A 23,919-nucleotide genomic window follows, 5' to 3' on the forward strand; every position below is an offset into this window, starting at 1 on the left:
CCTCGTCATGTTCCCGACCCGCGGGCGCTGCTTCCCAGCGGGGGGCGTGGGTCGATCGCCGCTCTCGCGGCCGTCCGGCTCTCGCGCACAGACGTCACGGAGGTCAGATGCCGCTGCCACTGCACCGAGCCGAGGCCGCCGCCCGCCGAGTCACCGGCCCGGGGCGTACCGGTCGCGGTGGCGCCCGACGCCCCCGAGCGGTCCTGGCCGCCCTGCTGGTGGTGCTCGCCCTGTCGGCCGGCCTGCCGATGGCCGGGCCGGCGCACGCCGCACCCGCCGTGAACTACACCAACCCACTGGTCAACCAGCGGGCCGACCCGCACATCTTCCGGCACACCGACGGCTACTACTACATGACCGCCACCGTGCCGCAGTACGACCGGATCGTGCTGCGGCGCGCGACCACCCTGCAGGGTTTGGCGACGGCCGCGGAGACGACGATCTGGAACCGGCACACCAGCGGAGAGATGGGCGCCCACATCTGGGCGCCGGAGATCCACTTCATCAACAACAGGTGGTACGTCTACTTCGCCGCCGGCCGGACCGACGACGTGTGGCGCATCCGGATGTACGTGCTGGAGAACGCCAACGCCAACCCGCTGACCGGTTCGTGGACCGAGCGCGGCCGGATCACGACACCCTGGGACACCTTCAGCCTGGACGCCTCGACCTTCGTTGCCAACGGTGTGCGCTACCTGACCTGGGCGCAGCAGGAGCCGGGCATCTCCACCAACTCGAACGTCTACCTCGCCCGGATGGGCGCCAACCCGTGGCAGATCACCGGCACCGTGACCCGGCTCGTCGTGCCGACGTACGACTGGGAGACCCGCGGCTACCGGGTCGCCGAGGGGCCCGCCGTGATCCAGCGCAACGGCCGCCTCTTCCTGACCTACTCCGCCAGCGCCACGGACGCCAACTACTGCCTCGGGATGCTGAGCGCCTCCGCCAGCGCGAACCTGCTCGACGCCGCCGCCTGGAGCAAGAGCCCGAACCCGGTGTTCACCAGCAGCGCCGCCACCGGCCAGTACGGCCCCGGCCACAACTCGTTCACCGTCTCCGAGGACGGGCAGAGCGACATCCTGGTCTATCACGACCGCAACTACCGGGACATCAGCGGCGATCCGCTCAACGACCCGAACCGACGGACCAGGGTGCAGAAGGTGTACTGGAACGCCGACGGCACCCCCAACTTCGGCATCCCGGTGCCCGACGGAGCCACCCCGGTCCGGCTGCGGTCGCACGATCTGACCACCAGCTACATCCGGCACTACGACTACCGGGCCCGGGTCGAGCCGAACGTCACGAACCTCGCCGACAGCCAGTTCCGCATCGTCAACGGCCTCGCCGGTGGCGGATCGGTGTCGCTGGAGTCGACCAACTTCCCGGGCTACTACCTGCGTCACTACGGCTTCGCCCTGTCCATCGTGCGCAACGACGGCTCGTCGGTCTTCTCCAACGACGCGAGCTTCCAGCGCCGAGCGGGCCTCGCCGACAGTGCCGGGCTCTCGTTGGAGTCACAGAACTACCCGGGCCGCTACGTCCGCCACCGCGACGGCCTGCTCTACCTGGAAGCGGTCGGTACGAGCGCTGAGCGCGCCTCGGCCACCTTCCACCTCGAATAGCTGCCCATCGGCGGACCGGCGGGCTGCCGGTCCGCCCGCGACCTCGACACCGTCGGCGGCCGGTCACCGCGACCCCGCCGACGCCGATTGGAGCATCCGATGATCCGGCGTCCCACCATCGCCGTACTGGCCGGTCTCTGCCTCGCGGCAAGCGCCGCGCCGCTGCCCGCCGCCGCCGTTCCTGTGAGCGCTCACACCACGGCCGCCGCCGCGCTCGCCGGCCCGCCCGGCACACCGCCCGGCGCGTGCCCGACGGGGGCCAGCTACGGCTCGCCGCTGCCGTCCAACTCCCTGACGGCGACGAAGATCAGGAGTGGCTTCAACTTCCTCGAAGGGCCCGTCTGGGTCGCCGACGGCGGCTACCTCCTCTTCTCCGACATGGCCCCCGGCACCGGGCCGTACAACGTCCAGCCGTCCACGATCCGCCGGTTCACGCCGCCGTCGACCTTCGACACGTTCATCGCCAACTCCGGCAGCAACGGACTGGCGCTCAGCGCCGACGGCCAGCAGATCATCGCGGCCACCCACGACCAGCGCAGCGTGTCCGCGTACCGGTTGAGCGACCGGAGCCGCAGCACCGTCGCGGCGAACTACCAGGGCCGGGCGTTCAACTCGCCCAACGACGTCGCGGTCCGGTCCGACGGCGTCACCTACTTCACCGACCCCAACTTCCAGCGCGGCAACCGCCCGGACCAGATGTACGGTCGCACCAGCGTCTTTCGCGTCTCGGGCGGCCAGGTGTCGCTGGTCGACGACCAGTTGCGCCAGCCCAACGGCATCGCGCTCGCACCGGACGGATCCACGCTGTACGTGGGCGCCTACTCCGAGAACAAGATCTACAAGTACACCGTTCAGCCCGACGGCACCACCGGCGCGCGCAGCGTGTTCGTGAACTACATCGGCGGTCCGGACGGCGTCACGATCGACTGCGCCGGCAACGTGTACTGGGCCTCGGGCTCAGACTCCCTGGTCCACGTCTACTCCCCCACGGGTGCCCAGCTCGGCACGATCCGCCCCGGCTTCTCCGGTACGACAAACGTGGCCTTCGGCGGGCCCGACCGGCAGACCCTCTACATCACCTCGGGTCCGTGGGGCGACTCCGGCCTCTACAGCGTGCGGCTCAACGTCCCGGGCTACCCGTACTGAGGGACGACCGCGCCCGTCCGGCGACGCCGGACGGGCGTGCTTCTGAAACGGCTCAGGTCGCCGGGCCAGCCGCGCCCCGCGCACCCCGAGCAGCCGAGTTCCCCGCGCGCCGGTCCGGACCCGTCTCCCAGACCGGCCGCCGGGGGTCGTCGTTGCGCACGATGATGTCGACGTGTTCGGTCGGGCGGACCGTGGCGTTGTAGAACTGCTGGGAGGGGATGTAGCGCTCACGCCAGCGCCGTTCGACGTCGGCCCGGGACGACCGTCGACGCTCGCGGAGCACGGCACGCTCCACAGTCGCCTCCAGCGCGATCGACACGAAGACGCGCAGGTCCCACCGATCGATCAACTCCGGGCGCATGAGAAAGACGCCGTCGAAGAGCAGCACCGCGTCGGTCGGGGCGGTAGTGACCGGCGGGGACAGCACGGTGTCCGTGGTGGGGTCGTAGACCGCGTGTCGGAAGCGTCGGTCCCCGTCCGGGCCGAGCGGATCCAGCAGAACCCGGGTCAGCGACCCGTGGTCGTGGGTGTCGAAGTAGCAGCCCTCGGCCGAGTACTCGCCGCGCGGATAGCGCTGTGCCCCGGGGAAGAGGAAATCGTCGATCGTCGCGCGGATGACGGCACGGCCCTGTGCGCGCAGGACGACGGCCAGCTCGTCGGCGAGGGTGGTCTTGCCGGCCGCGGGCGGCCCGTCGATGGCCACGCGCGTCGGGTGTGCGACGGTGACCGACCCGACTGCCTCGGCCAGGCGGCCGAGCACCTCGTCGCGGGTGCCGTGCGCCATGCCTGCCCCGTCCTTGGTGAGCGGATCGGATCCGCGCTCAACGACTGCTCCGAACTGGAGCGAGCGTACACTCACGTTCCGTGCCGATGTCTGGAGACGCCCGCCGATGAGGGGCCGCTACGACAACCTCACACGGATCCGCATGCTGGACCCGCAGCGCGACTACCTGGACATCTACCAGAGCATGCTGCGCCGCGAGTTCCCCTGGGACATGAAGCTCGGGCTCAACCTCGCCTTCAACAGGTCCTTCTCCATCCCCGCCATCGCCGCCGTGCACACCGCCACCGGCGAGCTGACCAACCGCACGCAGAAGCGCATCGACGACACCGGCCTGCTGATGTACGAGATGATCCTCAACGGCTTCGACGAACCCCGCGGCCGCGACGCGCTGCGGCGCGTCAACCAGATCCACCGCCCGTACGACATCGGCAACGACGACTTCCGCTACGTCCTCGGCTGCCTGGTCGTGATCCCCACCCGGTGGTTGCAGGAGTACGGCTGGCGCCAGCCCTGCTGCCACGAGCGGCAGGCGACGTACCTGTTCTACCGGGAGCTGGGCCGGCGGATGGGCATCACGGACATCCCCGGGTCGTACGCCGAGTTCGAGACCTGGTTCGACGCGCACGACGCGGCGCACCTGCAACCCAACGACGAGGCTGCGGCCATCGAGCGGGCCACCCGCATGTTGATGCTCACCCGGCTCCCCCGAGTCCTCGCGCCGCTGGGAAACTCGCTGGTCAGCGCCATGTACGACGCGCCGCTACGACGCGCGACGCGGGTCGCCACGCCGCCGTGGCCGGTCCGGGCCGGCCTGCACGCGGCGCTGAAGACGCGCACGCGGCTGCAGCGGTGGTTCGGATCGCCACGGACGACCCCGTTGTTCGCCGAGGGCATCAGCGCCAGGAGCTACCCCGACGGGTACGAGATCAGCCAACTCGGCCCGCACCACGACCCCGCCCCCGAGTAGCAGGGGCAGGCAGAGCTGATGGGGGCACAGTCCGCCGACACCGTCATCTTCGATCTCGACGGCGTGCTGCTGCGCGGGGACGCCTTCGGGCTCTTCATGCGGCGGGTCGGCTTCGCGGGCGCTCGACTGCCGCTCGCGGTCGTCCTGCTGCTCCTCCTCGCGCCCGTCATCGCCGTCCCCTCCTTGCGCCCACGCGCGGCACGATGGCTGAGCCGGATCGGCCTGGCGGGCCGAGACGCCGACCGCCTACAGGCGGAGCTCGGACGCTTCGGCGCGTCCCTCGCCGCCGAGCCAGGGCGCGTCATCGCGCCCGGCGTCCGGACGATCCGTGCCCACCTCGGCGCGGGCGACCGGGTCATCGTGGCCACCGCCTGCGAGCACACCCTGGCGCGTGCCCTGCTCGACGCGATCGGCCTCGCCGAGGTCGAGCTGGTGGCCTCGCACATCCGCGGGCCGAAGCTGATCGTGCACAACCACGGGGCGACCAAGCTGGCGCAGCTCGCCGCCCACGGGGTCGCGCCGCCCTGGCGGGTCGCCTACAGCGACTCCCTGTCGGATCTGCCCCTCCTCGGCGGCGCGGAGCAGGCCGTGCTGGTCAACGCGACCGCGCGGCAGGCCGCCCGGGCGCGGCAGCTGCTCGGTGCCCGGTTGCGCACCGTCACCTTCGGGGCCGGCGTCCCGCCTCCCCGGGCCTGAGATCCCCCGCCCGCAGGGTTCCGACAGGGTGGCTGAACGTGAATCTCGCCTGAGCCGACAGTTCTGCCCCTAGGTTCGATGCGCAGGACGCAGCCGAACCGGGGAGAGACGTGGACAGCTATCCGGCGATCGAGGATCACGGACTCATCGGCGACCTGCAGACCGCCGCGTTGGTGACGTGTGACGGCACTGTCGACTGGTTCTGCGCGCCGCGCTTCGACTCGCCGAGCATCTTCGCCGCCCTGCTGGACAAGGACAAGGGCGGCTACTTCCGCATCGCGCCGCACGACGTCCGGTACGTCACCAAACAGCTCTACCTCCCCGGCACGCCCATCCTGATCACCCGGTTCATCAGCGCGGACGGCGTGGCCGAGGTGATGGACTTCATGCCGGTGACCGGCGAGCGGGCCACCGACGCGCACCGCCTGGTCCGCATCGTCACCATGGTCCGCGGCAGCATGCGCTTCCGGGTGGAGTGCCGGCCGCGGTTCGACTACGCCCGGGAAGAGCACCAGCTGGAGCGCCACCGCAACGGCTACGTCTTTCGCAGCCGGTCGGCGACGCTGACGTTCAACCCGGTGGACCCCACCGGCCGGTTGATCTCGGAACGCGGCGAGATCCACCTCGAGGGCGACGACTTCGTCGGGTACGGCACCCTGAACGAGGGCGACACCGGCGGCGTGGTCCTGGAGACCGCCGGCACCGAGCCACGCGTCATCCCGGCGGACGAGATCCAGGGCATGTTCGAGTGGACCCGGGACTACTGGCGGCGCTGGCTCGAACGTTCCCGCTACACCGGCCGGTGGCGGGAGATGGTCGAGCGCTCCGCGATCACCCTGAAGCTGATGACGTACGCCCCGACCGGCGCGATGATCGCCGCGCCCACTGCCGCGCTGCCCGAACTGGTCGGCGGAACCCGCAACTGGGACTACCGCTACACCTGGGTACGCGACACGTCGTTCTCGGTGCACGCGCTGCTCGGGCTCGGCTTCACCGAGGAGGTCAGCCGGTACATGAACTGGCTGGACGAACGGATCCGCGAAGCCGGCGACCACCAGGACCCCCTGAAGATCATGTACCGGGTGGACGGCTCCTCCGACCTGCACGAGGAGGTTCTCGAGCACCTGGAGGGCTACTGCGGCTCGCGGCCGGTGCGGATCGGCAACGGCGCCGCCGACCAGCTTCAGCTCGACATCCACGGCGAGGCGCTCTACGCCATGCACCTCGCCGACGAACAGGGCATCCGCGTCTCGCACCAGGTGTGGAAGAGCACCGTCCGGCTCGTCGACTGGCTCTGCCACAACTGGGACAAGCGCGACGCCGGCATCTGGGAGAGCCGCCACCACCCCCGCAACTACACCTTCGGGCGGGTGATGTCGTGGGTGGCGCTGGACCGGGCCATCCGGCTGGCCACCCGGACCGGCCGGCCCGGGGACCTGACCTGCTGGACCGAGCAGCGCAACCGGATCTACGACCAGGTCATGGCCCGCGGATACAACCGGGAACGCGGCACCTTCGTGCAGGCGTACGACGAGAGCGTGCTGGACGCGGCGCTGCTCGCCATGCCCTCGGTCGGTTTCGTCACGCCGAGCGACCCGCTGTGGCAGTCCACCCTGCACGCGATCGAACGCGAACTGGTCTCCGACAGCCTGGTCCACAGGTACGACCCGGTCCACTCCCCCGACGGTCTCCCCGGCCATGAGGGCACGTTCAACATGTGCACCTTCTGGTACGTCGAGGCGCTGGCCCGCTCCGGCCGCCTCGACGACGCCCGACTCACGTTCGAGAAGATGTTCACCTTCAGCAACCACCTCGGCCTCTACGCCGAGGAGATCGCCGCGACCGGGGAGCAGATCGGCAACTATCCCCAGGCGTTCAGCCACCTGTCGCTGATCAACTCCGCGCTGACACTCAACGACCTGCTCGACGCCGAGGCCGAGTCCCGCAACCGCCGGTAGCACCGGCACCGTCTGGTCGACCGCGTCGCGCGGGGCCTGTCACGCGACGGCGCGGGCCATGCGGCGTACCGCCTCGGTGATCAGCTCCGGCGCGGTGGCCAGATTCAGCCGGACGTGACCGCCGCCCCCGGTGCCGAAGGTCGTACCGGAGTTGAGCGCGACCCGGCCCCGGTCGAGGAACACGGCCGAGGGGTCGTCACCCAGGCCCAGGGCTCGGCAGTCGAGCCAGGCGAGATAGGTGGCCTGACCGGGCTCGTACCGGATGGCCGGCAGATGCTCGGCGAGGAGCGCGGCGAGGAGCCGACGGTTGTCGTCCAGGCCCCTCAGCAGGGCGTCGAGCCACTCGCCGCCGTCACGCAAGGCGGCGGTGTGGGCGATCACGCCGAGGTGGCTGGTGCTGACGCTGGTCTCGAACGGAACGCGGGCGAGGTCGCCCGCCGCGGCCGGGCCGGCGATCAGCAGCCCGCCGCGCAGGCCGGCCAGGTTCCACCCCTTGGAGGCGGACATCAGCGACAGGCCGTTCTCGGCGCCCGGCACCGAGAGGTACGGCACGAAGCGCGCTCCCCCGAGCACCACCGGAGCGTGGATCTCGTCGGCGATCACCCGCACCCCGTGCCGCTCGGCCAGGTGGGCGACGGCGGCCAACTCGTCAGCGGTGTGCAGGACACCCGTCGGGTTGTGCGGACTGCACAGCAGGTACGCCGCCGGCCGCCCACCGGACCGCGCCTGCCGGAACGCGTCCTGCAGCGTGTCGAGATCGATCCGCAGGTCCCCGCCGAGCGGCGCCTCCACGATCCGGCGGCCGGCGTGCGCCACGAACTCGTAGAACGGCGGATAGACCGGGCAGTTGACGACCACCGCGTCTCCCGGCCCGGTGACCAGCCGCAGGGCCTCGACGACGCCGTGCATCACGTCGGGCACCAGCGCGGTGCGCTCCACGGCCAGCCCGTCCCAACCCCACCGCCGCCGGGCGAACGCCGCAAGCGCCTGCGGGTACGCCGTGCCGGCGGTGTAACCGGTGTCGCCGCGCGCGACGGCGTCGGTGATCGCGTTGGCGACCGGCTCGGCCAGCGGCACGTCCATCTCGGCCACCCAGAGCGGCAGCACGTCGTCGGGGTACCCCCGCCACTTCAGGCTCGTCCGTTGGCGCAGTTGGCCGATCGTGAGCTGGCGAAGGGGATTCACCGCGTCGCGCGGACCGTTCAGCACGCCACCCATTGCCGAAGCCTATGCGGCGAGCCCGCAGCGCGCCCCGGACGGTGCGACGAACTACGCGCTGTCGCGGGTCGACCTCGTTCGCGCCTCCAGAGCGGTGATCACGCCGATCATGTCGATCGCGCCCTGGCCGTTGTCGACCGCCTCCTGGTACAGCTCCCGGCTGGCCCGGATGAGGGGGTGCGCCGTCCCCGCGGCGACCGCGGCGTCCTCGATGAGGCGGGCGTTCTTGAGGACGTCGGCGATCGCCGCCTGCGGGGCGAGGTCGCCCTCGGTGAGCTTGCGCGCCTTACCCCGGGAGACGACCGATGCCATCGGCCCGGATTCGAGTACGGCCCGCAGCACCTCCGTGTCCGCGCCGGTCTGCGCCGCGAAGTGGAACGTCTCGGCCAGGCCCGTCACCATGGTGATCAGGAACGTGTTGACGGCGAGCTTCATCGACAGTGCCGCCGGCACCGCGCCACACCGGAACCGCTGGGCGCACATCGCGTCGATGAGCGGCTCGACATGCCCGATCGCCTCGTCGTCGCCGGCGAGCATGGCCACGAGCGTGCCCTCCGTGGCGGGTCCGCGAGACCCCGACACCGGGGCCTCGACGTACCGTCCGCCGGATTCGCTGACCTGGACGGCGAGCGTCCGCGAGTACGCGGTCGTGAAGGTGCCCATCTGGACGACCGTGTGTCCGCGTACACGGCGGACGAACTCGTCGGTCCCCCGCCCGAGCACGGCGTCGACGGCCGCCTCGTCCCGCAGCATCAGGATGATCGTCTCGGCGGCGTCGAACACCCCCGAAAGGTCGTCGGCCGCGCGCGCTCCGGCGGCGACGAGGTCCGCGACGGGCCCGGGCGTACGTGCCCAGACGACCACGTCGACGCCCGCGTTGACGAGGTTCGTCGCCATGGGCACGCCCATGATGCCGAGCCCGATGAATCCCACCGTGCGAGCACTCATCCTGCCTCCCGCCTCCCGCTTTCCGTCGTCCGATCTGGTGTGTCGAGCATGACGGCGAGGTCTTCGTCGGCCGCCAGCACCGGCCCGTCGAACTCCCGCTGCGCGGCCGCCACGGCGGCGGCCCGGTCGTTGCCGGGCCAGAAGTGGGTGAGCATCAGCTGGCGGGCACCCGCCCGTCGAGCCCACTGGCCGGCCTCGATCGAGGTCATCAGATTGCGGGTGGGTCCGTCGGTCTCCCCGCCGCGGTCGGTGGCCTCGACGATGAACAGATCGGCGTCGCGGCCGAGTTCGGCCAGCAGAGGCGTCGGGCCGGTGTCCCCGGAGTAGGCCACGACCATCCCGTCGGCCTCGATGCGGATGCCCGCGTTGGGCACGTGATGCACAAGGGCCAACCCGGTCAGGTCGAAGGGGCCCACCCGGTAGGCGCCGGGCAGCGGGTGCAGGTCGAAGACCGCGTGCAGGTCGACGTCCGGCTCCAGGCCGCCGAGCCGGTCGAGCACACCCGGCGGGCAGTACAACGCCAGCCGTGGCGCACCGGGGGTGCCGTAGAGCCGCCTCCGGAACAGCCCGTGCAGGTCGACGCAGTGATCGGGGTGCTCATGGGTGACGACGACAGCGTCAACCGCGCCATCCGGCCAGTGCCTGAGCAGCCGCGGCAGCGTGGCGTAGCCCAGGTCGAGCACCAGGCGGTAGCCGTCCCAGTCCACGGCGAAACCGCTACAGGCACGGCCCGGCTCGGGGAAGGCGCCAGAACTGCCCAGCACGGTGACCCGTCGCATCCGCACAGAATGCCAGGCCGCCAGCCGACTGTCCGGCCCGCGCGTTCGCGCGTCGAGGGCGTAGCTCACGTCCCTGAGCAGTCACTGGCCCGGTGTTAGGGTTCGAAACCGTGTCGATTGACTGGGCCGCTTTCGGGGTTGACCTGCACCTGGAGTTCGATCCGGCGTCCGGTCGACGAGCGGGCCTCGAGCGGGCGTTGCGCGAAGCCATCCGGGCGGGGCGGCTGACGCCGGAGACCCGACTGCCGTCCACCCGCACGCTCGCGCTGGAACTCGGCCTGGCACGCGGGACGGTGAGCGCCGCGTACGACCAACTGGTCGCCGAGGGCTACCTCAACGCCCGGACGGGCTCGGGCACCGTCGTCGCCGATCTGGCCGGCAGCCGGGCGCCGGCCGCGCGGCCGGCGGCCGACGTGCCCGCGCTGCGCTACGACCTCCGGCCGGGCAGCCCCGACGTTTCCACCTTCCCGACGGCCGCCTGGCTGCGGGCCACCCGACGGGCTCTGGCCGCCGCCCCGGTGACCGCCTACGACTACGGCGACCCGCGCGGCCGGATCGAACTGCGTACCGCGCTGGCGGACTATCTGGGGCGCGCTCGGGGCGTTCTGGCCCACCCGGACCAGATCGTGATCACGTCCGGCTACGTGCAGGCCCTCGCCCTGCTCGCCGGCGTACTCGACGGTGCGGCGCTCGCGATGGAGGACCCCGGTCTCAGCTTCCACCGCGACGTGGTCAGGCACGCCCGCGCCGAGGTCGTCGCACTGCCGGTCGACGAACGCGGCGCCCGCACGGACCTGCTCGGCACGCCCGCGTTCGCGGCGGTGCGGGCGGTAGTGGTGACCCCGGCGCACCAGTACCCGACCGGAGTGACACTGCACCCGCACCGGCGGCACGCCGCCACCACCTGGGCGAGGGAGCGCGCGGGCCTGATCATCGAGGACGACTACGACGGCGAGTTCCGGTACGACCGCCAGCCCGTCGGCGCGCTCCAGGGGATGGCGCCGGCGCACGTCGTCTACGTGGGTACGGCCGCGAAGACCCTCGGGCCCGCCCTGCGGCTGGCCTGGATGGTGCTGCCCGGACGCCTTGTCGAACCGGTGGTACGCGACAAGCGGCACACCGATCTGCACACCGAGGCGATCGGCCAGCTCGCCCTCGCCGATCTGATCACCAGCCACGCGTACGACAGGCACATCCGCGCGTGCCGGCTTCGCTACCGGCGTCGACGCGACCTCCTCGTCAGCCGGCTCGGACGCCACGTCGCCCTGCACGGGATAGCCGCCGGTCTGCACGCGATGGTCAGCCTGCCCACCACCGGCCCCAGTGAGCGGGAGGTCCTCGACCGAGCGGCGGCGCACGGTCTGGCGCTGGGCGGTCTGGGCGACCACTGGCACACTCCCGGCGATCACCCACCCGGTCTCATCATCGGCTACGGAACACCCAACGAGGGCGGTTACCCAGCCGCGCTCGACACCCTGACCCGAGTGCTCGGCAGCGGTCCACGGGGCTGAATTGGCCCAATTTTCCCGTACCCGATCGGCTCTCCTTTCTGGCCCGACCGCTTCGTAGCGTCGCGGTATGACAATCGTTGACCTGTGGTTCGACCCGCGATGCCCATGGGCGTGGATCGCCTCGCGCTGGCTGCTGGAGACCGAGCGCGTCCGTGATGTTCGGGTCCGGTTCCGCGTGATGAGCCTGACGGTGCTCAACGAGGGCCGGGACGACCTGGACGACTGGTACGCGGAGTGGCTCCGACCGGGCATGGGCCCCGTGCGGGTGCTGACCGCCGCCGAGCAGACGTACGGCCGCGAGGTCCTGCGGGACCTGTACACCGCGCTGGGGAACCGTATCCACCTGGACTCCGCACCCGTCGGACGTCAGCTGTACGTCGACGCGCTCACCGAACTCGGTCTCGACGGGCAACTCGCCGAGGCCGCCGAGAGCACCGAGTACGACAAGGCGCTGCGCGCGAGCCACGACGAGGGCATGGCCCCGATGGGCGACGCCCCCGGCACTCCGTCGATCCACGTCGACGGGCACGTCTTCTTCGGGCCTGTCGTCAGCCCCGTGCCGCGTGGCGAGGCGGCTGGGCGGCTGTGGGACGGGGTGCTGCTCGTCGCCGGTACCGCCGGCTTCTACGAGTTGAAGCGGTCCCGGGACGGCCGACCGGACGTGCGTTCGTGACCAGAAGCCCCGCCCGGGTTCTCGCCCTCGCCCAGTTCATCAACTCCGTCGGGGACGGCGCCTTCTACGTCTGCTCGGCCCTCTTCTTCGCCCGGATCATCGGCCTGTCTCCCACCCAGATCGGCCTGGGCCTGACCACCGGTTGGGCGGTCGGCGCCGCCGCCGGAGTCCTCCTCGGGCACCTCGCCGACCGGCGCGGCCCCCGGGGCGCCGCGATCCTGCTGGCCGCCCTGACCGGTGCGACCATCGGCTCGTTCCTGTTCGTCCGGTCGTTCCCGCTGTTCGTGCTGGCCACCTGCGCGTACGCCTGCTGTCAGGGCGGTTTGAGCGCTGCCCGGCAGGCCCTCCTCGCGGGGCTCGTCGAGTCGGCCGACCGCACCCGGGTGCGGGCCACCCTCCAGTCCAGGGCCAACGCCGGTCTGGCGATCGGCGCCGCGCTGGGCGGCCTGGCCCTCTTTCTCGACACTCCGCAGGCCTACCTGACGGTGTTCGGCGTCGACGCGGCGAGCTTCCTCGTCGCCGCCCTGGTGCTGCGCGGGCTACCGGCCGTGCCGGCCACGTCGGGCACCGGCGGCGACGCACGGGCGCTCGCCGTGCTCAGCGACCGCCCGTACGCCGTGATCACGCTGCTCAACGCCGTCCTGCTGCTTTACATGCCGCTGCTCAGCCTCGTCATTCCCTTGTGGGTCACGCAGCGCACCGAGGCGCCCCGGTGGATCGTCGCGGCGATCCTGGTCCTCAACACCCTCAGCGTCGTGCTGTTCCAGGTCCGGATCGCCCGCCGGGTCACCGATCTTCGTAGCGCCACCCGCCTCGTTCGGTACTCCGGGCTCACGATGTTCGCCTCGTGCGGCGTGTTCGCCCTCTCCGGCCTCGGCGCGGCGCCCTGGCAGGCCGCCGCCGTCCTGCTCCTGGCCGCGGGTCTGCAGGTCGTCGGGGAGATGATGCAGGCATCCGGCTCCTGGGAGATCAGCTTTGGGCTGGCTCCCGCCGGGCGTCAGGGCCAGTACCAGGGCTTCTTCGGCGCCGGCACCGCTGTCGCACGCGTGTTGGGCCCCCTTCTGCTCACCACGTTGATCGTCACCTGGGGCGCACCGGGCTGGCTTTTGCTGGGCGGGATGTTCGTCGCGGCGGCGTTCGCCATGCGCCCGGCGGTCCGCTGGGCCGAGGGAACGTCCCGTCGTTCCCCAGCCGGTCGGGCGGATCTCGCGCCGTCTATCGGTCCGCAGCTCCGGTAGCTGACACGGGAGGTGTCCGGGTCCGCGCGACGGTGAACCTGGTGCGACGGTGGCGGGGCCGTTCGACCTCGTCCAGCAGCGCCACGGCGAAATCCTCGGTGGAGATGGCGGAGGCGCCGGCCGGGTCGACCAGCAGCTCGTCGGCACCGAGCCGGTAGGAGCCGGTGCGCTCACCCGGTTCGAGGATCGCGGCGGGGCTGAGGTAGGTCCAGTCCACGTCGGTGCTCGCGCGAAAGACGGCGAGCTGGTCGTTGCAGGCCAGGGCGATCGCTCGCCAGGCTGGTGGTACGTACGCCGGGTCGTCGACCACGAGCGTGCCGCCCGAGCCCGGCACGGTCAGGCTGCCCGCGCCGCCGACAGCCAGCAGCCGCGCGCCGGTGCGGGACAGCCCGGCGAGCAGCGCCGTCGCGACGGCCACGAGTTCGTGTTCGTGGCCGATCGGCGGGCGGGTCGCCGTGACCACGACGTCCTGGCCGGCACTCAGCTCGACGACGGCGTCGACGTCGGCGGCATCGCCGACCCGGTGGATCGCGGCCGGGGGCAGTTGGGCGAGCCGGGCCGGGTCCCGTACGACGGCCGTGACGTCGTGGCCGCGACTCAGGGCCTCCGCGACGATCCGACTCCCGGTGGTGCCGGCGGCTCCGAAAACGGTGATACGCATGATCGTCAGCTCTTTCCTGTGAATCGGGCGCGTAGGTGCTGCTTCGAGTCCAGTTGTGCGGCGGAGATGGAGACCATGGCGAGGCCGAAGCCGAGGAGCTGGGTGGCGGTGAGGGACTGCCCGAGGATCAACCAGCCCAGGGCCGCGGCAACGACTGGCGACAGCAGCGGTAGGAACGACATCGCCGTGACGGGCAGGCGTGCAACGCCGGTGAACCAGAGCGTGTAGGCCAGACCGGTCCCCACCAGGGACAGCCAGGCGTACCCGCCCAGGGCGGGCGCGTCCAGCCTGGGCGGCAGGCCCTCGACGGCCAGGGCGAGCGGGGCGATCAGCAGCCCACCGGCGGTGAGTTGCCAGCCGGTGAAGGCCAGTACGCCGACGCCGGGCGATCGCCCCCACCGCTTGGTCAGCACGGTCCCGGCGGCCATCACCGCGGTGCCGGCGAAGCCGGCCGCGAGTCCCAACGGGTCGAAGCCCAGCCGCCCGCGCAGGACCATCAGCCCGATGCCTGCCACACCGACGACTGCCCAGCCGAGTCGCCACCGGCTCGGGCGCTCTCCGAGCAGGACCACGGCCAGTCCGGCGACGATGAGCGGTTGCGCCGCCGAGAGCGTGGCCGCGACGCCGCCCGGCAGTCGGTACGCCGCCACGAACAGGAGCACGAAGAACGCCCCGATGTTGAGCGTGCCCAGCGCGGCCGTGCGCCACCACCAGACGCCGCTCGGCAGCCGCCTGGCGATCAGGAGAGCGATGAGGCCGGCCGGCAGCGCGCGCAGGACTCCGGACAGGAGCGGGCGGTCAGGTGGCAGCCACTGGGTGGTGACGAGATAGGTGGTGCCCCAGGTCACGGGTGCGATCGAGGCGAGTCCGGTGATCGCCCAGCCGCCCGTCGTCGGGCGACCGGGTGGGAGGGCGGCCTCCCGGCGGGGATGGGTTTCGAGCACAAGAACCTCTCAACGTTGAACTGTTCGACGTTGAGATAAAATCACGACTGGTATCTTGACGTCAAACAGTTCAACGTTGAGGAGAGCGGATGGCCGACAGCCTGGACCGGATCCTGGACCAGTGGCGGGCCGAACGGCCGGACCTGGACGCCAGTCCCATGGGCGTGGTCGGACGCATCCAGCGCGCGTCGCGGCTGCTGGAACGCGGGCTCAGCGAGCACTTCGCCACCCGAGGGCTGCAGACCTGGGAGTTCGACCTTCTCGCCACCCTGCTGCGCTCGGGCCCTCCGTACCGGCTGACGGCGGGTGACCTTGCGGCCACCTCGATGATCACCTCGGGGGCCATCACCAACCGGATCGACCGCCTGGAGGCGCGCTCCCTGGTCAGCCGCGAAACCGATCCCACGAACCGCCGCAGCGTCCTGGTCACCCTGACCGATCGCGGCCGCGAGGTCGTCGACCAGGCCATGGCCGATCACGTCGCCAACGAGGCCCGACTGATCGGCGCACTGCGCCCCGACGAGCAGGAACAACTGGCAGGACTGCTACGCACGATGCTTACCGCGCTCGGGGACACCCCAACGGACGCCCGTCCCGGACGACCAGCCCAGAGCGCGCCCGAGGGGGGCTGACCCACCTCGACTCCACCACCCCTCGCGAGAGGCCCTAGCGGCGCAGACAGAAGGGGTGGCCGGCCGGGTCGCGCAGGACCCGAAAGCGGTCCGGCACGGGTTGCTGCTCTTCGCTGACGGCGCCGAGCCCGATCGCGCGCGCCTCGGCGTCGTCGAGGCCGCCGGGGTCGTCGACGGCCAGGTCGAGGTGCATCTGCTGGGACCGTTCGCCCGAGGGCCAGGTCGGCGGCCGGTAGTCGTCGACCCGAACGGCGCCGAGAAGCAGCTCGCCCGCCTTGACCGCACAGAAATCCGGGGTCTCGACCGCCACCTCACCATCGAGCATGGCGGCCCAGAAGTGGGCCAGCGCGGCCGGATCCGGGCACTCCAGGTTGATCGCAACGACGTGAGCTACCGGCATGATTTCGTCCTCCTGCAGGCGGGATCACCGGCGGCATGACCGGCGTCCAAAATGAAAGACTGCTCTCTTTGCGTGTGACGCGGACAGACGGGCGCAAGCCGACACCCGGACGCCGGCCGACCGACTGAGGCCGGTCGCGTCCCGCTCGCCTAACCGTTGATGATCGCCATCAGAGCGGTGGTGAAGGGCGCGGAATCCAGGTCACCCCGGATCGCCAGTTGCAGGCTGTAACTGGTGCTGAGGGCCACGAAGGCTTCGGCGATCTGCTCGGCCTGCGGGCGACGCGAGTCGGGCACCAACTCGGCGATCGCGGCCCGCAGGGCGGAGAGCTGTCGTTGCACAACGGCTGCCAGCGGCGGCGACACCGCCGCCTCGGCGTAGATCTGCGCGACCAGCCGGGCATGGTGGGTGTCCCGGGCCCGGGCCCGGACATGTTCGAGGAAACCCCCCACCGCCTCTGCGGTGAGCGCCCTCGGCAACGCTTCGGTTCCCTGTTCGCAGACCGCGATGACGATCTCGTCCTTGCTCGTGAAGTACCGGTAGATGGCGCCGTTGGAGAGCCCGGACTCCGCGACGATGTCGGCCATCGACGTGCGGGCGAAGCCGTGGCTGGCGAACCGGGCGCGGGCGGCATCCACGATCTGCTGGCGGCGAGCGTCGAGATGAGCTTGACTGACCCTGGGCATAAAAAGAGTGACCCCTCGCTTTTTTTGCTACTGTTCAGAGCCTACCTCGCCGCACCAATGTCAGGAGCCACGCCATGCGCTACCAGACCTTCGGCCGTACGACCGGACTGCGGGTGTCGCAGTACGCGCTCGGCACGGCGAACTTCAGCACCTCGGACACCGGCGCCGGCCCCGAGGCCTCCCGACAGATCTTCGAGGCCTTCGTCGCCGCCGGCGGCACCACGTTCGACACCTCCAACCTCTACCAGGACGGACAGGCCGAAACCGTGCTCGGCGGACTGCTCGGGCGTCAGCGGGACGACTTCGTGATCATCACCAAGTACAGCGGAACGAGGCAGGCCCAGCCGCGCCCCGGCACCACCGGCAACAGTCGAAAGACCATGATCCGCTCCCTTGAGGCCAGTCTGCGCCGCCTCGACACCGACTACGTCGATGTCTTCATGCCGCACTTTCCCGACGGCGTCACGCCGATCGAGGAGATCCTGGCCGGGTTCGACGACCTGATCCGCGCTGGCAAGATCCTGCACGGCGCCCTGTCCAACTTCCCCGCCTGGCGGGTCGCCGGCGCCGCGGTCCGCGCCGACCTGCGCGGCCTGTCCCCCCTGGTCGGCATCCAGACGGAATACAGCCTGGCCGAACGATCCGCCGAGCGGGAGCTGTTGCCGATGGCGCAGGCTCACGGTCTGGGCGTTGTCCTCTACTCCCCGCTGGCCGGAGGCCTGCTCACCGGCAAGTACCGGCAGGGCCAACGAGGCCGACTGACCGCCCGAGGTGGCGCGATCGAGGGCACCGCGCAGCGCACCGCAATCGTCGACGCCGTACTGGCCATCGCCGAGGAACTCGACGCCAGCGCGGTCCAGGTCTCCCTGGCCTGGTTGCGTCACCGGGCCGCACTGGCCACCACCGCCCTGATCCCGATCGTCGGCCCGCGCACCCTGACCCAGCTGGAGGAATACCTGACGTCCCTCGATCTCGACCTCGGCGACCGGCACTACCGACACCTGGACGAGGTCAGTGCGATCCGGCCGGGAACCCCGCACGAGGACGTCGCCGCCGCACTGAACAGCGGCGTCGACGGGGACCGCACCCTGCTCGACTCCCCCCTCGTTCCGGCCATCTAGCACAGGGCCCGGTGTCCGTCGCGTCGATGATCATTCCGCACTGATCGCCCAGTTGGCGGCAGACGCTGACGGGCATGGTCTCCTACAGTCCCACCTAGATCGTTGACCGGAAACACCACCGGCGAATTCTGCGTTTGGCCTATCAAACGAATACGCGGACGGTGTAGCAGTGGACCTCCCGGAGTATCACGCATACTCCTGTTCCAGGATGGCCAGGTCGCGGTCGGCGAACTGCACGTGCGCCCACTGGTCGCTGAAGATGACTTGCAGGCACTTGACCGCCGTACGTTCGGCGGGCGGCGGGCAGCCGATCGCGGTGTTCGGCCCCCGCACGCGGTCCAGCTCCTCCTGCGTGACCTGCGCCAGATATGCGCGCAGATCGGCGATCCGCTCGGCGCGCACGGCGAGGATTTCGCCGAGGGTGGGCGCGGCCGACTCGTCGATGCCGAACTCGGTGCCGTTGGTGGTGAACGATGCGGGTACGCCGATCGGATGGAACGGGTTCGGGCGAAGGGCCGCCGCGTGGCCATACCAGGCGTCCACGACGAAGATCGTGTGGCGCAGGGTTTGGGCGAGCGACCATTCGTCGTTCACTGATCTGTGGACGGCTTCCTCTGGCAGCACGCTTGCGCGTCGCAGCGTCGCTTGCCACAGCTCCTCGATGACATCCACCGCATCGCGCATGGTCTCGGGTGTGGTTGGCTGCAGTCGAAGCCGTTCGGGGTGCAGGCGATCCAGCTCGGCCTCGATCAATGGCATGACCTCCACGCCGTTGACGCGCAGGCCGTCGATCGCCCCGTCGATGTCGGCGTCCAACAGCAGCACGCCACGCATCCGGGCGCCGCTGAGATCCACCTCGCGGAAGATTGCGCTGGCCATTGACAGGTCGATGAACTCCGCACCCTCGTAGTCGGGCTGCTCCACGAATCGCGTCATCGGCGCATCGTAGGGGCCCGGTACGACAAGACCAGCAAATCAAGATCCCAGCATTGGCTGCCTGGAGGTTTCCGGACAGGGTTTCCATTCGGGACCATTGACCGGGAGCGGAGGAGATAGTAGTGGCACGAGTGAAGAGGAGAAATACTAGTCAACGATCTAGACCGCGCTGTCCTTCACCTCGCCGAGCATCACGTCGATGTCCCCGGATCGGATCATCTCTGCCAAGGCCGCCACCATCGCCTCGACACCGGGCCTTGGAATGATGACCAGATCGGAGCACCAGAAGTATCGGCCGCCACCAACCTCCCCGGTCCCAGCCCACCGTTGCAGGAGACGGCCGATCTCATCCGTCGTCATGAACGTGGCGTAACGACGGGTGCCATCAGCGAGGCACAGGTGCGCATCGATGTTGTCGGCAGTCTCCGGTTCGTCGTCCTGGCCGGCCATGAAACACACACGAACGCCCTCGACCACGCGGTCCCATTCCGCTGTCTGACTCACCAAAGCATCATGGCAGCTTCGGACGCTCGACTTGGGCTCCGCTCTGCTCGGCGCTCTCGGTGGTGGAATGAACCGGACCGCCGCGTCGGCAAGCCTGGTCAACCCTGACGACTCTTGGACATCTGCATCGAGCGCGCGGTGGCGCGGGCGGCGGTGTCGATGAGGTCTGCGACGGTGCCGGGCTGCGAAACCGCCACCGCGTGGGACGCGGCGACCTCCACTGCCGTGGACCCCGCCCTGTCGGCCAGGAAGCGCTGCAGGTCCGGCGGGATGCCCTGGTCCTGAGTGGTGATCAGGGTCCAGGAGGGGATCGTCTTCCAGGCGGCCTTGGTCACGCCCTCCTCCTGGGCGCTCGCCGAAGCGGGCCGCTGCGTCGCCGCCATGATCTCGGCGGTGCCGGGGGCGACGTCGGCGCAGAACACCTCGGGATACTTGTCCTGCAGGATGTACTGATCCATGGCCATGCCGCCGTCGTCGGACGGGATCGGCACCATGTTGATGCTGGTGGCGAGCTGACTTCCGGGGTACATGCCGAGCAGACCGATCACGCTCTCGCCCACGTCCGGGCTCACGCTGGCGACGTACACCAGTGCCTTGACGTTGGAGGCGCCGGCTGCGGCCTCGGTCATGACCAGGCCGCCGTAGGAGTGGGCGGCCATCACGACAGGTCCGGACAAGCTGTCCAGAAGAGCCCGAACGTAAGCGGCGTCCTTCTGCACACCCCGCAGCGGGTTGGCGACAGCGATGACCGGATAACCCCGACGCTTGAGGTTGGCGATCACACCATTCCAACTGGACGAGCCGGCGAATGCCCCGTGGACCAGTACAACTGTCGGCATTCCTGCTTCCTGGCCCGACATGTCAGGAGTAGCGCTCATTCGGAGTCCTTTCGAGATGCCGCGCCGCCCACTTCTCGCGGTGTGCAGAACGGACGACGAGGACGGCCCACCGAACATCTCTCCCAGCGGCACGCATCGGTCCGCTGTCCCCGGCTCAGGTGGGTTGCAGCATCCAGAGTTCAGCATTTTCGAGGCCACCGTCAGCCAGATGGAAAAATCTGAGTGGATCATCAAATTTTGTACGGCACCTGCCACACCCCATACCGTGGGAACAGATCAGACCGAACGTTCTGTCGCTAGGATGGGAGGATGACGCGCGACGAACCCGACGCCCGGCCTTCCGAGGCACGACTCAGGCTTCTCCGCACGGCGACCAGGATCTTCTACACGGAGGGCATCCACTCCGTCGGCGTCGACCGGATCATCGCCGAGGCCAAGGTGACCAGGGCCACCTTCTACCGGCACTTCCCCAGCAAGGACGACCTGATCCTGGCCTACCTGCGTGAGGTGCATCAGCTGGAGCGCGGCATGGTCGACGAGGCTCTGGCCACCAACCGATCGCCGGTCGACCCACTCCTGGCCATCGCCGGTTCCATCGCCCAGAACATCCAGTCCCCCGGGTTCCGCGGGTGCGCGTTCCTGAACGCCGCAGCGGAATACCCCGACACGAACCATCCCGTGCACCAGGAACTCCTGGCCCACCGGCAGTGGTTCCTGGACACCATCACCATGCTCATGGCACAGGTCCACGAGGAAACGGCCGATCCTGCCGCGCGTCACTTCGTCATGCTCCGGGACGGCGCCATGGCCGCCGGATGTCTCACCGACCCCACGTTGGTGTCCGAGACCTTCCTGCGCGGGGTCGAAGGACTCCTGCGGATCAACTCGGAACGTCAGTCGGCAGAGTCGGCCCGCTAGTTTCTCGCCCGACCGCCGCCCGCACGACCTCGAGCTGGGCCACCCCCAGGCGGGGATGACCCAGCTCCTTCGTGTGTCCACTACGGCCGGGCCGCGCCGCGGCGGCGACAGCGCGCACGGCCGAGCGGCTCAGGTCAGCGGCCGTACGCCTCGAGCAGGCGCAGCCAGACCTCGCTGACGGTCGGGTATGCGGGCACGGCGTGCCACAGCCGCTCCAGGGGGACCTCGCCGACGATGGCGATCGTCGCGGCCTGGAGAAGTTCCGCCACGTCCGGGCCGACGAGGGTGAAGCCGACGATGACCCGCCGGTCCTCGTCCACGACCATCCGGGCATGCCCCTGGTAGCCGTCGGCGTGCAGCGCTGCCCCAGCGACGGCCCCCAGGTCGTAGTCGACGACCCGGATGCGCAGCCCGGCTCCCTCGGCGGCCGCTGCGGTCAGCCCGACCGAGGCGACCTCCGGGTCGGTGAAGACGACCTGCGGCACGGCGTGCGCGTCGGCGGTGGCGACGTGCCGACCCCATGGGCGGTCGTCTGCCGCTTCCCCCCTGGCCCGTGCGGCGATCACGTCGCCCGCCGCGCGAGCCTGGTACTTGCCCTGGTGGGTCAGGAGCACCCGCCGGTTGACGTCCCCGGCCGCGTACAGCCATCCATCGCCGATCAACGCGCCGGAGCCGTCGACCACCCGCAGGGTGTCGTCGACAGTGAGCCAGGCACCGGGCTTCAGGCCGACCCGGTCGAGGCCGACGTCCTGTGTGTTCGGCGTACGGCCGATCGCGACGAGGATTTCGTCGGCGTCGACCTGTCCGCCGTCGGTGAGCGTGATGTGCAGCGTGCCGTCGCCGTCGCGGCGCACCGACGTGGCCTCGACACCGAGGTGGACGGACACGCCAGCGTCCCGCAGGGACTGCGTGACCCGCTCGCCGACGAACGGCTCCGCCTTCGTGAGCACCCCGTCCCGAGCGAGCACCGTCACCGATGATCCGAGACCGGCGTACGCCGTCGCCATCTCCGCGGCCACCACGCCACCGCCGATGATGGCGAGCCGGCCGGGAACCTCGCTCGCGGCGGCGGCCGCACGGCTGGTCCACGGCGCCGCCTCGCGCAGACCGGCGATGTCCGGCACCAGTGCGCTGCTTCCGGTCGCGATGACGACCGCGTGTCGGGCGGTAAGCGAGGTGGTGGTGCCGTCCGCGCCGGTCACCTCGACGACGCGGTCGGAGCTGATCCGCCCCTGGCCGCGATGCAGCGCGATCCCCGCCGAGTTCAGCCAGGACACCTGCCCGTCGTCCGTCCAGTTCGACACGAAGGAGTCCCGGCGGCGCAGCACTGCCGCCGCGTCCAACTCGCCGGTCACCGCCTCGCGCGCTCCGGGCAGTTGACGAGCCGCCCGGAGCGCTGACTGGCTGCGCAGCAACGCCTTGGTCGGCATGCAGGCCCAGTACGAGCACTCACCGCCAACCAGTTCCCGCTCGACGATCGCGGCGGTCAGGCCGCCCCGCACGACGCGGTCGGCGACGTTCTCCCCCACCGGCCCCGCTCCGATGACTACGACGTCGTACGTGGCGTTCTGCACGTCAGTTCCCCTTCGCGGCGCGGCCGAGGCGGATGGCCGCGATGAGGAAGAAGATAGCGCCGGGGATGGCGTAGCCGATCGCGTTGGTCAGCGCCGGGTTGTCCGCGGAGGCAGCCGCGATGAACGATCCACCGGCGAGTACGGAGATGCCACCGCTGATGATCATCGGCCACTGGCCGCCCATCCGGCGGCGGGTGACGCCCACGATCAGCTGCACCAGCCCGGCAACGACCGCCCAGGCGCCCCAGACGCGCAGGACCGCGGGGATGCCGGACGCGCCGGCGATGCCCAGGCCCACCGCGGCGAGCAGGCTGATCGCGACGTTCACGTACAGCAGGGTGGGCGATCCGGTGGCCCGCGACGCACGGACATCGACGATGGCGGCGGCCACGTCGAACAGCGGGTAGAGCACGAGCAGCGCGGCGGTGAGGGGGTTCAGGTGCTTGGCGAGTGGGAACGTCACGGCGGCCCAGACGATTGCGAAGGCGAAGCGACCGAAGTAGAGCCGCCGCAAGGCAGCGGCCGTCGTCGAGATGCCGGGAACGGCAAGGGTGGTCATGGTCATCCTCTCGGTGGTTCCGGAGCGAAGGGGTGCCCGGCGGGGTGCGGCCACCGCCGGGACGGGACGGCGGTGCTACTCGATGTCCGAGAACAGCCCCGTGATCTCCACCTGAGCGCCCTGGAGCCCACCGAAGACGGCGCCGGCAGCGGGCGTCGCGACTGCCGCGGAGGCGTCCTCGTAGCTGGCGAAGTACAGGTCGAGCGTCCGGTAGGCGGGAGTGGGCGTGCCGTCTTCCTTCGGCCACACCTTGGCCGACTCGACCCGCTGGAGCTTGGGGAACGTCTCCGCGGCCCGGCGCACGTCGGCGTAGACCTTCTCGAACTCGGCGGGGTCGGCGGGATTGCCGATGATGACGGTGATCTTGGTAGGCATGGCGCTCTCCTCCAGAGACAGCCGCGCACCCGGCGGACACCAGGTAGAACGAACGTTCTGTCTTTGAGGAACGTACCCGCCCATCGACCCCGCCGTCAAGACCGATCGTTCTATCTGGCCCTGGTCGTGCGGGTGTCGCTCGTCACCAGCTGCGACGGCAGTGCCGGTGCGACGTCAACGCGCGACGCGGGAGGCGCCGGGCGCGTACGCGGCGACACGGGTCACTGCGA

At 70.4% G+C, this 23,919-nt stretch carries 25 protein-coding genes; 11 read left to right on the top strand and 14 right to left on the bottom strand.

Going from position 1 to position 23,919, the window contains the following annotated elements; all coding sequences use genetic code 11:
- The first annotated feature begins 107 nt into the window (after window positions 1-107).
- Together B0E54_RS03480 and B0E54_RS03485 are read left to right on the top strand one after the other, a co-directional pair.
- Window positions 108-1,622: a family 43 glycosylhydrolase gene (locus B0E54_RS03480; RefSeq protein WP_234581781.1), complete on the top strand. Its 1,515-nt coding sequence runs from the start codon at window positions 108-110 to the stop codon at window positions 1,620-1,622.
- A 99-nt stretch (window positions 1,623-1,721) separates the two neighbouring features.
- Window positions 1,722-2,768, top strand: coding sequence for an SMP-30/gluconolactonase/LRE family protein (locus tag B0E54_RS03485; protein WP_234581782.1), 1,047 nt, complete (start codon window positions 1,722-1,724; stop codon window positions 2,766-2,768).
- A gap of 52 nt (window positions 2,769-2,820) precedes the next feature.
- Here the strand turns inward: B0E54_RS03485 and B0E54_RS03490 are convergent, their stop codons facing one another.
- A complete protein-coding gene (locus B0E54_RS03490) occupies window positions 2,821-3,552 on the bottom strand; it encodes a cytidylate kinase family protein (RefSeq protein WP_234581783.1) in 732 nt (243 codons plus the stop codon).
- A gap of 106 nt (window positions 3,553-3,658) precedes the next feature.
- Between B0E54_RS03490 and B0E54_RS03495 the strand changes: the two genes are divergently transcribed.
- From B0E54_RS03495 to B0E54_RS03505, 3 genes are all read left to right on the top strand, one after another.
- Window positions 3,659-4,519 (top strand): oxygenase MpaB family protein, encoded by an 861-nt coding sequence (locus B0E54_RS03495; RefSeq protein ID WP_234581784.1) that lies wholly within the window; start codon window positions 3,659-3,661, stop codon window positions 4,517-4,519.
- An 18-nt stretch (window positions 4,520-4,537) separates the two neighbouring features.
- Window positions 4,538-5,215: a haloacid dehalogenase-like hydrolase gene (locus tag B0E54_RS03500; protein ID WP_234581785.1), complete on the top strand. Its 678-nt coding sequence runs from the start codon at window positions 4,538-4,540 to the stop codon at window positions 5,213-5,215.
- A gap of 110 nt (window positions 5,216-5,325) precedes the next feature.
- On the top strand, window positions 5,326-7,173 hold the full coding sequence (locus B0E54_RS03505; RefSeq protein WP_234581786.1) for a glycoside hydrolase family 15 protein: 1,848 nt from the start codon (window positions 5,326-5,328) through the stop codon (window positions 7,171-7,173).
- Between the two features lie 39 nt (window positions 7,174-7,212).
- Here B0E54_RS03505 and B0E54_RS03510 read toward each other — a convergent pair whose 3' ends face one another.
- The 3 genes from B0E54_RS03510 to B0E54_RS03520 are packed head-to-tail and all read right to left on the bottom strand — an operon-like array spanning window position 7,213 to window position 10,118.
- Window positions 7,213-8,391, bottom strand: coding sequence for a MalY/PatB family protein (locus tag B0E54_RS03510; RefSeq protein ID WP_234581787.1), 1,179 nt, complete (start codon window positions 8,389-8,391; stop codon window positions 7,213-7,215).
- Window positions 8,392-8,442: 51 nt separating this feature from the next.
- Complete coding sequence (locus B0E54_RS03515) at window positions 8,443-9,339, bottom strand: NAD(P)-dependent oxidoreductase (protein ID WP_234581788.1); 897 nt, start codon at window positions 9,337-9,339, stop codon at window positions 8,443-8,445.
- Window positions 9,336-10,118: an MBL fold metallo-hydrolase gene (locus B0E54_RS03520; protein ID WP_234581789.1), complete on the bottom strand. Its 783-nt coding sequence runs from the start codon at window positions 10,116-10,118 to the stop codon at window positions 9,336-9,338. Before B0E54_RS03520 ends, B0E54_RS03515 begins: the two co-directional genes overlap by 4 nt.
- Window positions 10,119-10,228: 110 nt before the next feature.
- On the opposite strand from B0E54_RS03520, the gene B0E54_RS03525 reads away from it, so the two are divergent.
- The 3 genes from B0E54_RS03525 (at window position 10,229) to B0E54_RS03535 (ending at window position 13,540) form a co-directional block, all read left to right on the top strand.
- A complete protein-coding gene (locus tag B0E54_RS03525) occupies window positions 10,229-11,629 on the top strand; it encodes a PLP-dependent aminotransferase family protein (protein WP_234581790.1) in 1,401 nt (466 codons plus the stop codon).
- 67 nt (window positions 11,630-11,696) lie between these two features.
- Window positions 11,697-12,302, top strand: coding sequence for a DsbA family protein (locus B0E54_RS03530; RefSeq protein ID WP_234581791.1), 606 nt, complete (start codon window positions 11,697-11,699; stop codon window positions 12,300-12,302).
- Window positions 12,299-13,540, top strand: coding sequence for an MFS transporter (locus tag B0E54_RS03535; RefSeq protein ID WP_234581792.1), 1,242 nt, complete (start codon window positions 12,299-12,301; stop codon window positions 13,538-13,540). The genes B0E54_RS03530 and B0E54_RS03535 overlap by 4 nt, the downstream gene beginning before the upstream one ends.
- On the opposite strand, the gene B0E54_RS03540 is transcribed toward B0E54_RS03535, so the two are convergent.
- Both B0E54_RS03540 and B0E54_RS32695 read right to left on the bottom strand, forming a co-directional pair.
- A complete protein-coding gene (locus B0E54_RS03540; RefSeq protein WP_234581793.1) occupies window positions 13,518-14,201 on the bottom strand; it encodes an NAD(P)-dependent oxidoreductase in 684 nt (227 codons plus the stop codon). The genes B0E54_RS03535 and B0E54_RS03540 overlap by 23 nt on opposite strands.
- A 5-nt stretch (window positions 14,202-14,206) precedes the next feature.
- Complete coding sequence (locus tag B0E54_RS32695; protein WP_234581794.1) at window positions 14,207-15,145, bottom strand: EamA family transporter; 939 nt, start codon at window positions 15,143-15,145, stop codon at window positions 14,207-14,209.
- Window positions 15,146-15,234: 89 nt separating this feature from the next.
- Here B0E54_RS32695 and B0E54_RS03550 point away from each other — a divergent pair, with 89 nt between their 5' ends.
- Window positions 15,235-15,777 carry a MarR family winged helix-turn-helix transcriptional regulator gene (locus B0E54_RS03550; protein ID WP_234581795.1) on the top strand — a complete coding sequence of 181 codons (543 nt, stop codon included), beginning with the start codon at window positions 15,235-15,237 and terminating at the stop codon, window positions 15,775-15,777.
- A 34-nt stretch (window positions 15,778-15,811) separates the two neighbouring features.
- On the opposite strand, the gene B0E54_RS03555 is transcribed toward B0E54_RS03550, so the two are convergent.
- Both B0E54_RS03555 and B0E54_RS03560 read right to left on the bottom strand, forming a co-directional pair.
- On the bottom strand, window positions 15,812-16,177 hold the full coding sequence (locus tag B0E54_RS03555) for a VOC family protein (RefSeq protein WP_234581796.1): 366 nt from the start codon (window positions 16,175-16,177) through the stop codon (window positions 15,812-15,814).
- A gap of 149 nt (window positions 16,178-16,326) precedes the next feature.
- A complete protein-coding gene (locus tag B0E54_RS03560) occupies window positions 16,327-16,863 on the bottom strand; it encodes a TetR/AcrR family transcriptional regulator (RefSeq protein WP_234581797.1) in 537 nt (178 codons plus the stop codon).
- A gap of 74 nt (window positions 16,864-16,937) precedes the next feature.
- On the opposite strand from B0E54_RS03560, the gene B0E54_RS03565 reads away from it, so the two are divergent.
- Entirely contained in the window at window positions 16,938-17,984 is a 1,047-nt protein-coding gene (locus B0E54_RS03565) for an aldo/keto reductase (protein WP_234581798.1), read from the top strand.
- 186 nt (window positions 17,985-18,170) lie between these two features.
- Here B0E54_RS03565 and B0E54_RS03570 read toward each other — a convergent pair whose 3' ends face one another.
- The 3 genes from B0E54_RS03570 to B0E54_RS03580 all read right to left on the bottom strand — a co-directional run bounded on the left by B0E54_RS03570 (window position 18,171) and on the right by B0E54_RS03580 (window position 20,302).
- On the bottom strand, window positions 18,171-18,920 hold the full coding sequence (locus B0E54_RS03570) for a DinB family protein (protein WP_234581799.1): 750 nt from the start codon (window positions 18,918-18,920) through the stop codon (window positions 18,171-18,173).
- Between the two features lie 159 nt (window positions 18,921-19,079).
- Window positions 19,080-19,424 carry a hypothetical protein gene (locus B0E54_RS03575; protein WP_234581800.1) on the bottom strand — a complete coding sequence of 115 codons (345 nt, stop codon included), beginning with the start codon at window positions 19,422-19,424 and terminating at the stop codon, window positions 19,080-19,082.
- Between the two features lie 98 nt (window positions 19,425-19,522).
- Window positions 19,523-20,302 carry an alpha/beta hydrolase gene (locus B0E54_RS03580; protein ID WP_234581801.1) on the bottom strand — a complete coding sequence of 260 codons (780 nt, stop codon included), beginning with the start codon at window positions 20,300-20,302 and terminating at the stop codon, window positions 19,523-19,525.
- A 270-nt stretch (window positions 20,303-20,572) separates the two neighbouring features.
- Here B0E54_RS03580 and B0E54_RS03585 point away from each other — a divergent pair, with 270 nt between their 5' ends.
- Entirely contained in the window at window positions 20,573-21,181 is a 609-nt protein-coding gene (locus B0E54_RS03585; protein ID WP_234581802.1) for a TetR/AcrR family transcriptional regulator, read from the top strand.
- 134 nt (window positions 21,182-21,315) lie between these two features.
- Here B0E54_RS03585 and B0E54_RS03590 read toward each other — a convergent pair whose 3' ends face one another.
- The 3 genes from B0E54_RS03590 to B0E54_RS03600 form a co-directional block, all read right to left on the bottom strand.
- On the bottom strand, window positions 21,316-22,755 hold the full coding sequence (locus tag B0E54_RS03590) for an NAD(P)/FAD-dependent oxidoreductase (protein WP_234581803.1): 1,440 nt from the start codon (window positions 22,753-22,755) through the stop codon (window positions 21,316-21,318).
- A 1-nt stretch (window position 22,756) separates the two neighbouring features.
- Window positions 22,757-23,314 carry a hypothetical protein gene (locus B0E54_RS03595; protein ID WP_234581804.1) on the bottom strand — a complete coding sequence of 186 codons (558 nt, stop codon included), beginning with the start codon at window positions 23,312-23,314 and terminating at the stop codon, window positions 22,757-22,759.
- 75 nt (window positions 23,315-23,389) lie between these two features.
- A complete protein-coding gene (locus tag B0E54_RS03600) occupies window positions 23,390-23,689 on the bottom strand; it encodes a hypothetical protein (protein WP_234581805.1) in 300 nt (99 codons plus the stop codon).
- Window positions 23,690-23,919: the final 230 nt, after the last annotated feature.

The organism is Micromonospora sp. MH99 (assembly GCF_021442385.1).
Taxonomy (GTDB): Bacteria; Actinomycetota; Actinomycetes; order Mycobacteriales; family Micromonosporaceae; genus Micromonospora.

Bases quoted from the DNA above. Each gene is read 5' to 3' on its own strand.
- B0E54_RS03480 (WP_234581781.1), top strand. From the start codon at position 108: ATGCCGCTGCCACTGCACCGAGCCGAGGCCGCCGCCCGCCGAGTCACC.
- B0E54_RS03485 (WP_234581782.1), top strand. From the start codon at position 1,722: ATGATCCGGCGTCCCACCATCGCCGTACTGGCCGGTCTCTGCCTCGCG.
- B0E54_RS03490 (WP_234581783.1), bottom strand. From the start codon at position 3,552: ATGGCGCACGGCACCCGCGACGAGGTGCTCGGCCGCCTGGCCGAGGCA.
- B0E54_RS03495 (WP_234581784.1), top strand. From the start codon at position 3,659: ATGAGGGGCCGCTACGACAACCTCACACGGATCCGCATGCTGGACCCG.
- B0E54_RS03500 (WP_234581785.1), top strand. From the start codon at position 4,538: ATGGGGGCACAGTCCGCCGACACCGTCATCTTCGATCTCGACGGCGTG.
- B0E54_RS03510 (WP_234581787.1), bottom strand. From the start codon at position 8,391: ATGGGTGGCGTGCTGAACGGTCCGCGCGACGCGGTGAATCCCCTTCGC.
- B0E54_RS03515 (WP_234581788.1), bottom strand. From the start codon at position 9,339: ATGAGTGCTCGCACGGTGGGATTCATCGGGCTCGGCATCATGGGCGTG.
- B0E54_RS03520 (WP_234581789.1), bottom strand. From the start codon at position 10,118: ATGCGACGGGTCACCGTGCTGGGCAGTTCTGGCGCCTTCCCCGAGCCG.
- B0E54_RS03530 (WP_234581791.1), top strand. From the start codon at position 11,697: ATGACAATCGTTGACCTGTGGTTCGACCCGCGATGCCCATGGGCGTGG.
- B0E54_RS03540 (WP_234581793.1), bottom strand. From the start codon at position 14,201: ATGCGTATCACCGTTTTCGGAGCCGCCGGCACCACCGGGAGTCGGATC.
- B0E54_RS03550 (WP_234581795.1), top strand. From the start codon at position 15,235: ATGGCCGACAGCCTGGACCGGATCCTGGACCAGTGGCGGGCCGAACGG.
- B0E54_RS03555 (WP_234581796.1), bottom strand. From the start codon at position 16,177: ATGCCGGTAGCTCACGTCGTTGCGATCAACCTGGAGTGCCCGGATCCG.
- B0E54_RS03560 (WP_234581797.1), bottom strand. From the start codon at position 16,863: ATGCCCAGGGTCAGTCAAGCTCATCTCGACGCTCGCCGCCAGCAGATC.
- B0E54_RS03565 (WP_234581798.1), top strand. From the start codon at position 16,938: ATGCGCTACCAGACCTTCGGCCGTACGACCGGACTGCGGGTGTCGCAG.
- B0E54_RS03570 (WP_234581799.1), bottom strand. From the start codon at position 18,920: ATGACGCGATTCGTGGAGCAGCCCGACTACGAGGGTGCGGAGTTCATC.
- B0E54_RS03580 (WP_234581801.1), bottom strand. From the start codon at position 20,302: ATGAGCGCTACTCCTGACATGTCGGGCCAGGAAGCAGGAATGCCGACA.
- B0E54_RS03585 (WP_234581802.1), top strand. From the start codon at position 20,573: ATGACGCGCGACGAACCCGACGCCCGGCCTTCCGAGGCACGACTCAGG.
- B0E54_RS03595 (WP_234581804.1), bottom strand. From the start codon at position 23,314: ATGACCACCCTTGCCGTTCCCGGCATCTCGACGACGGCCGCTGCCTTG.
- B0E54_RS03600 (WP_234581805.1), bottom strand. From the start codon at position 23,689: ATGCCTACCAAGATCACCGTCATCATCGGCAATCCCGCCGACCCCGCC.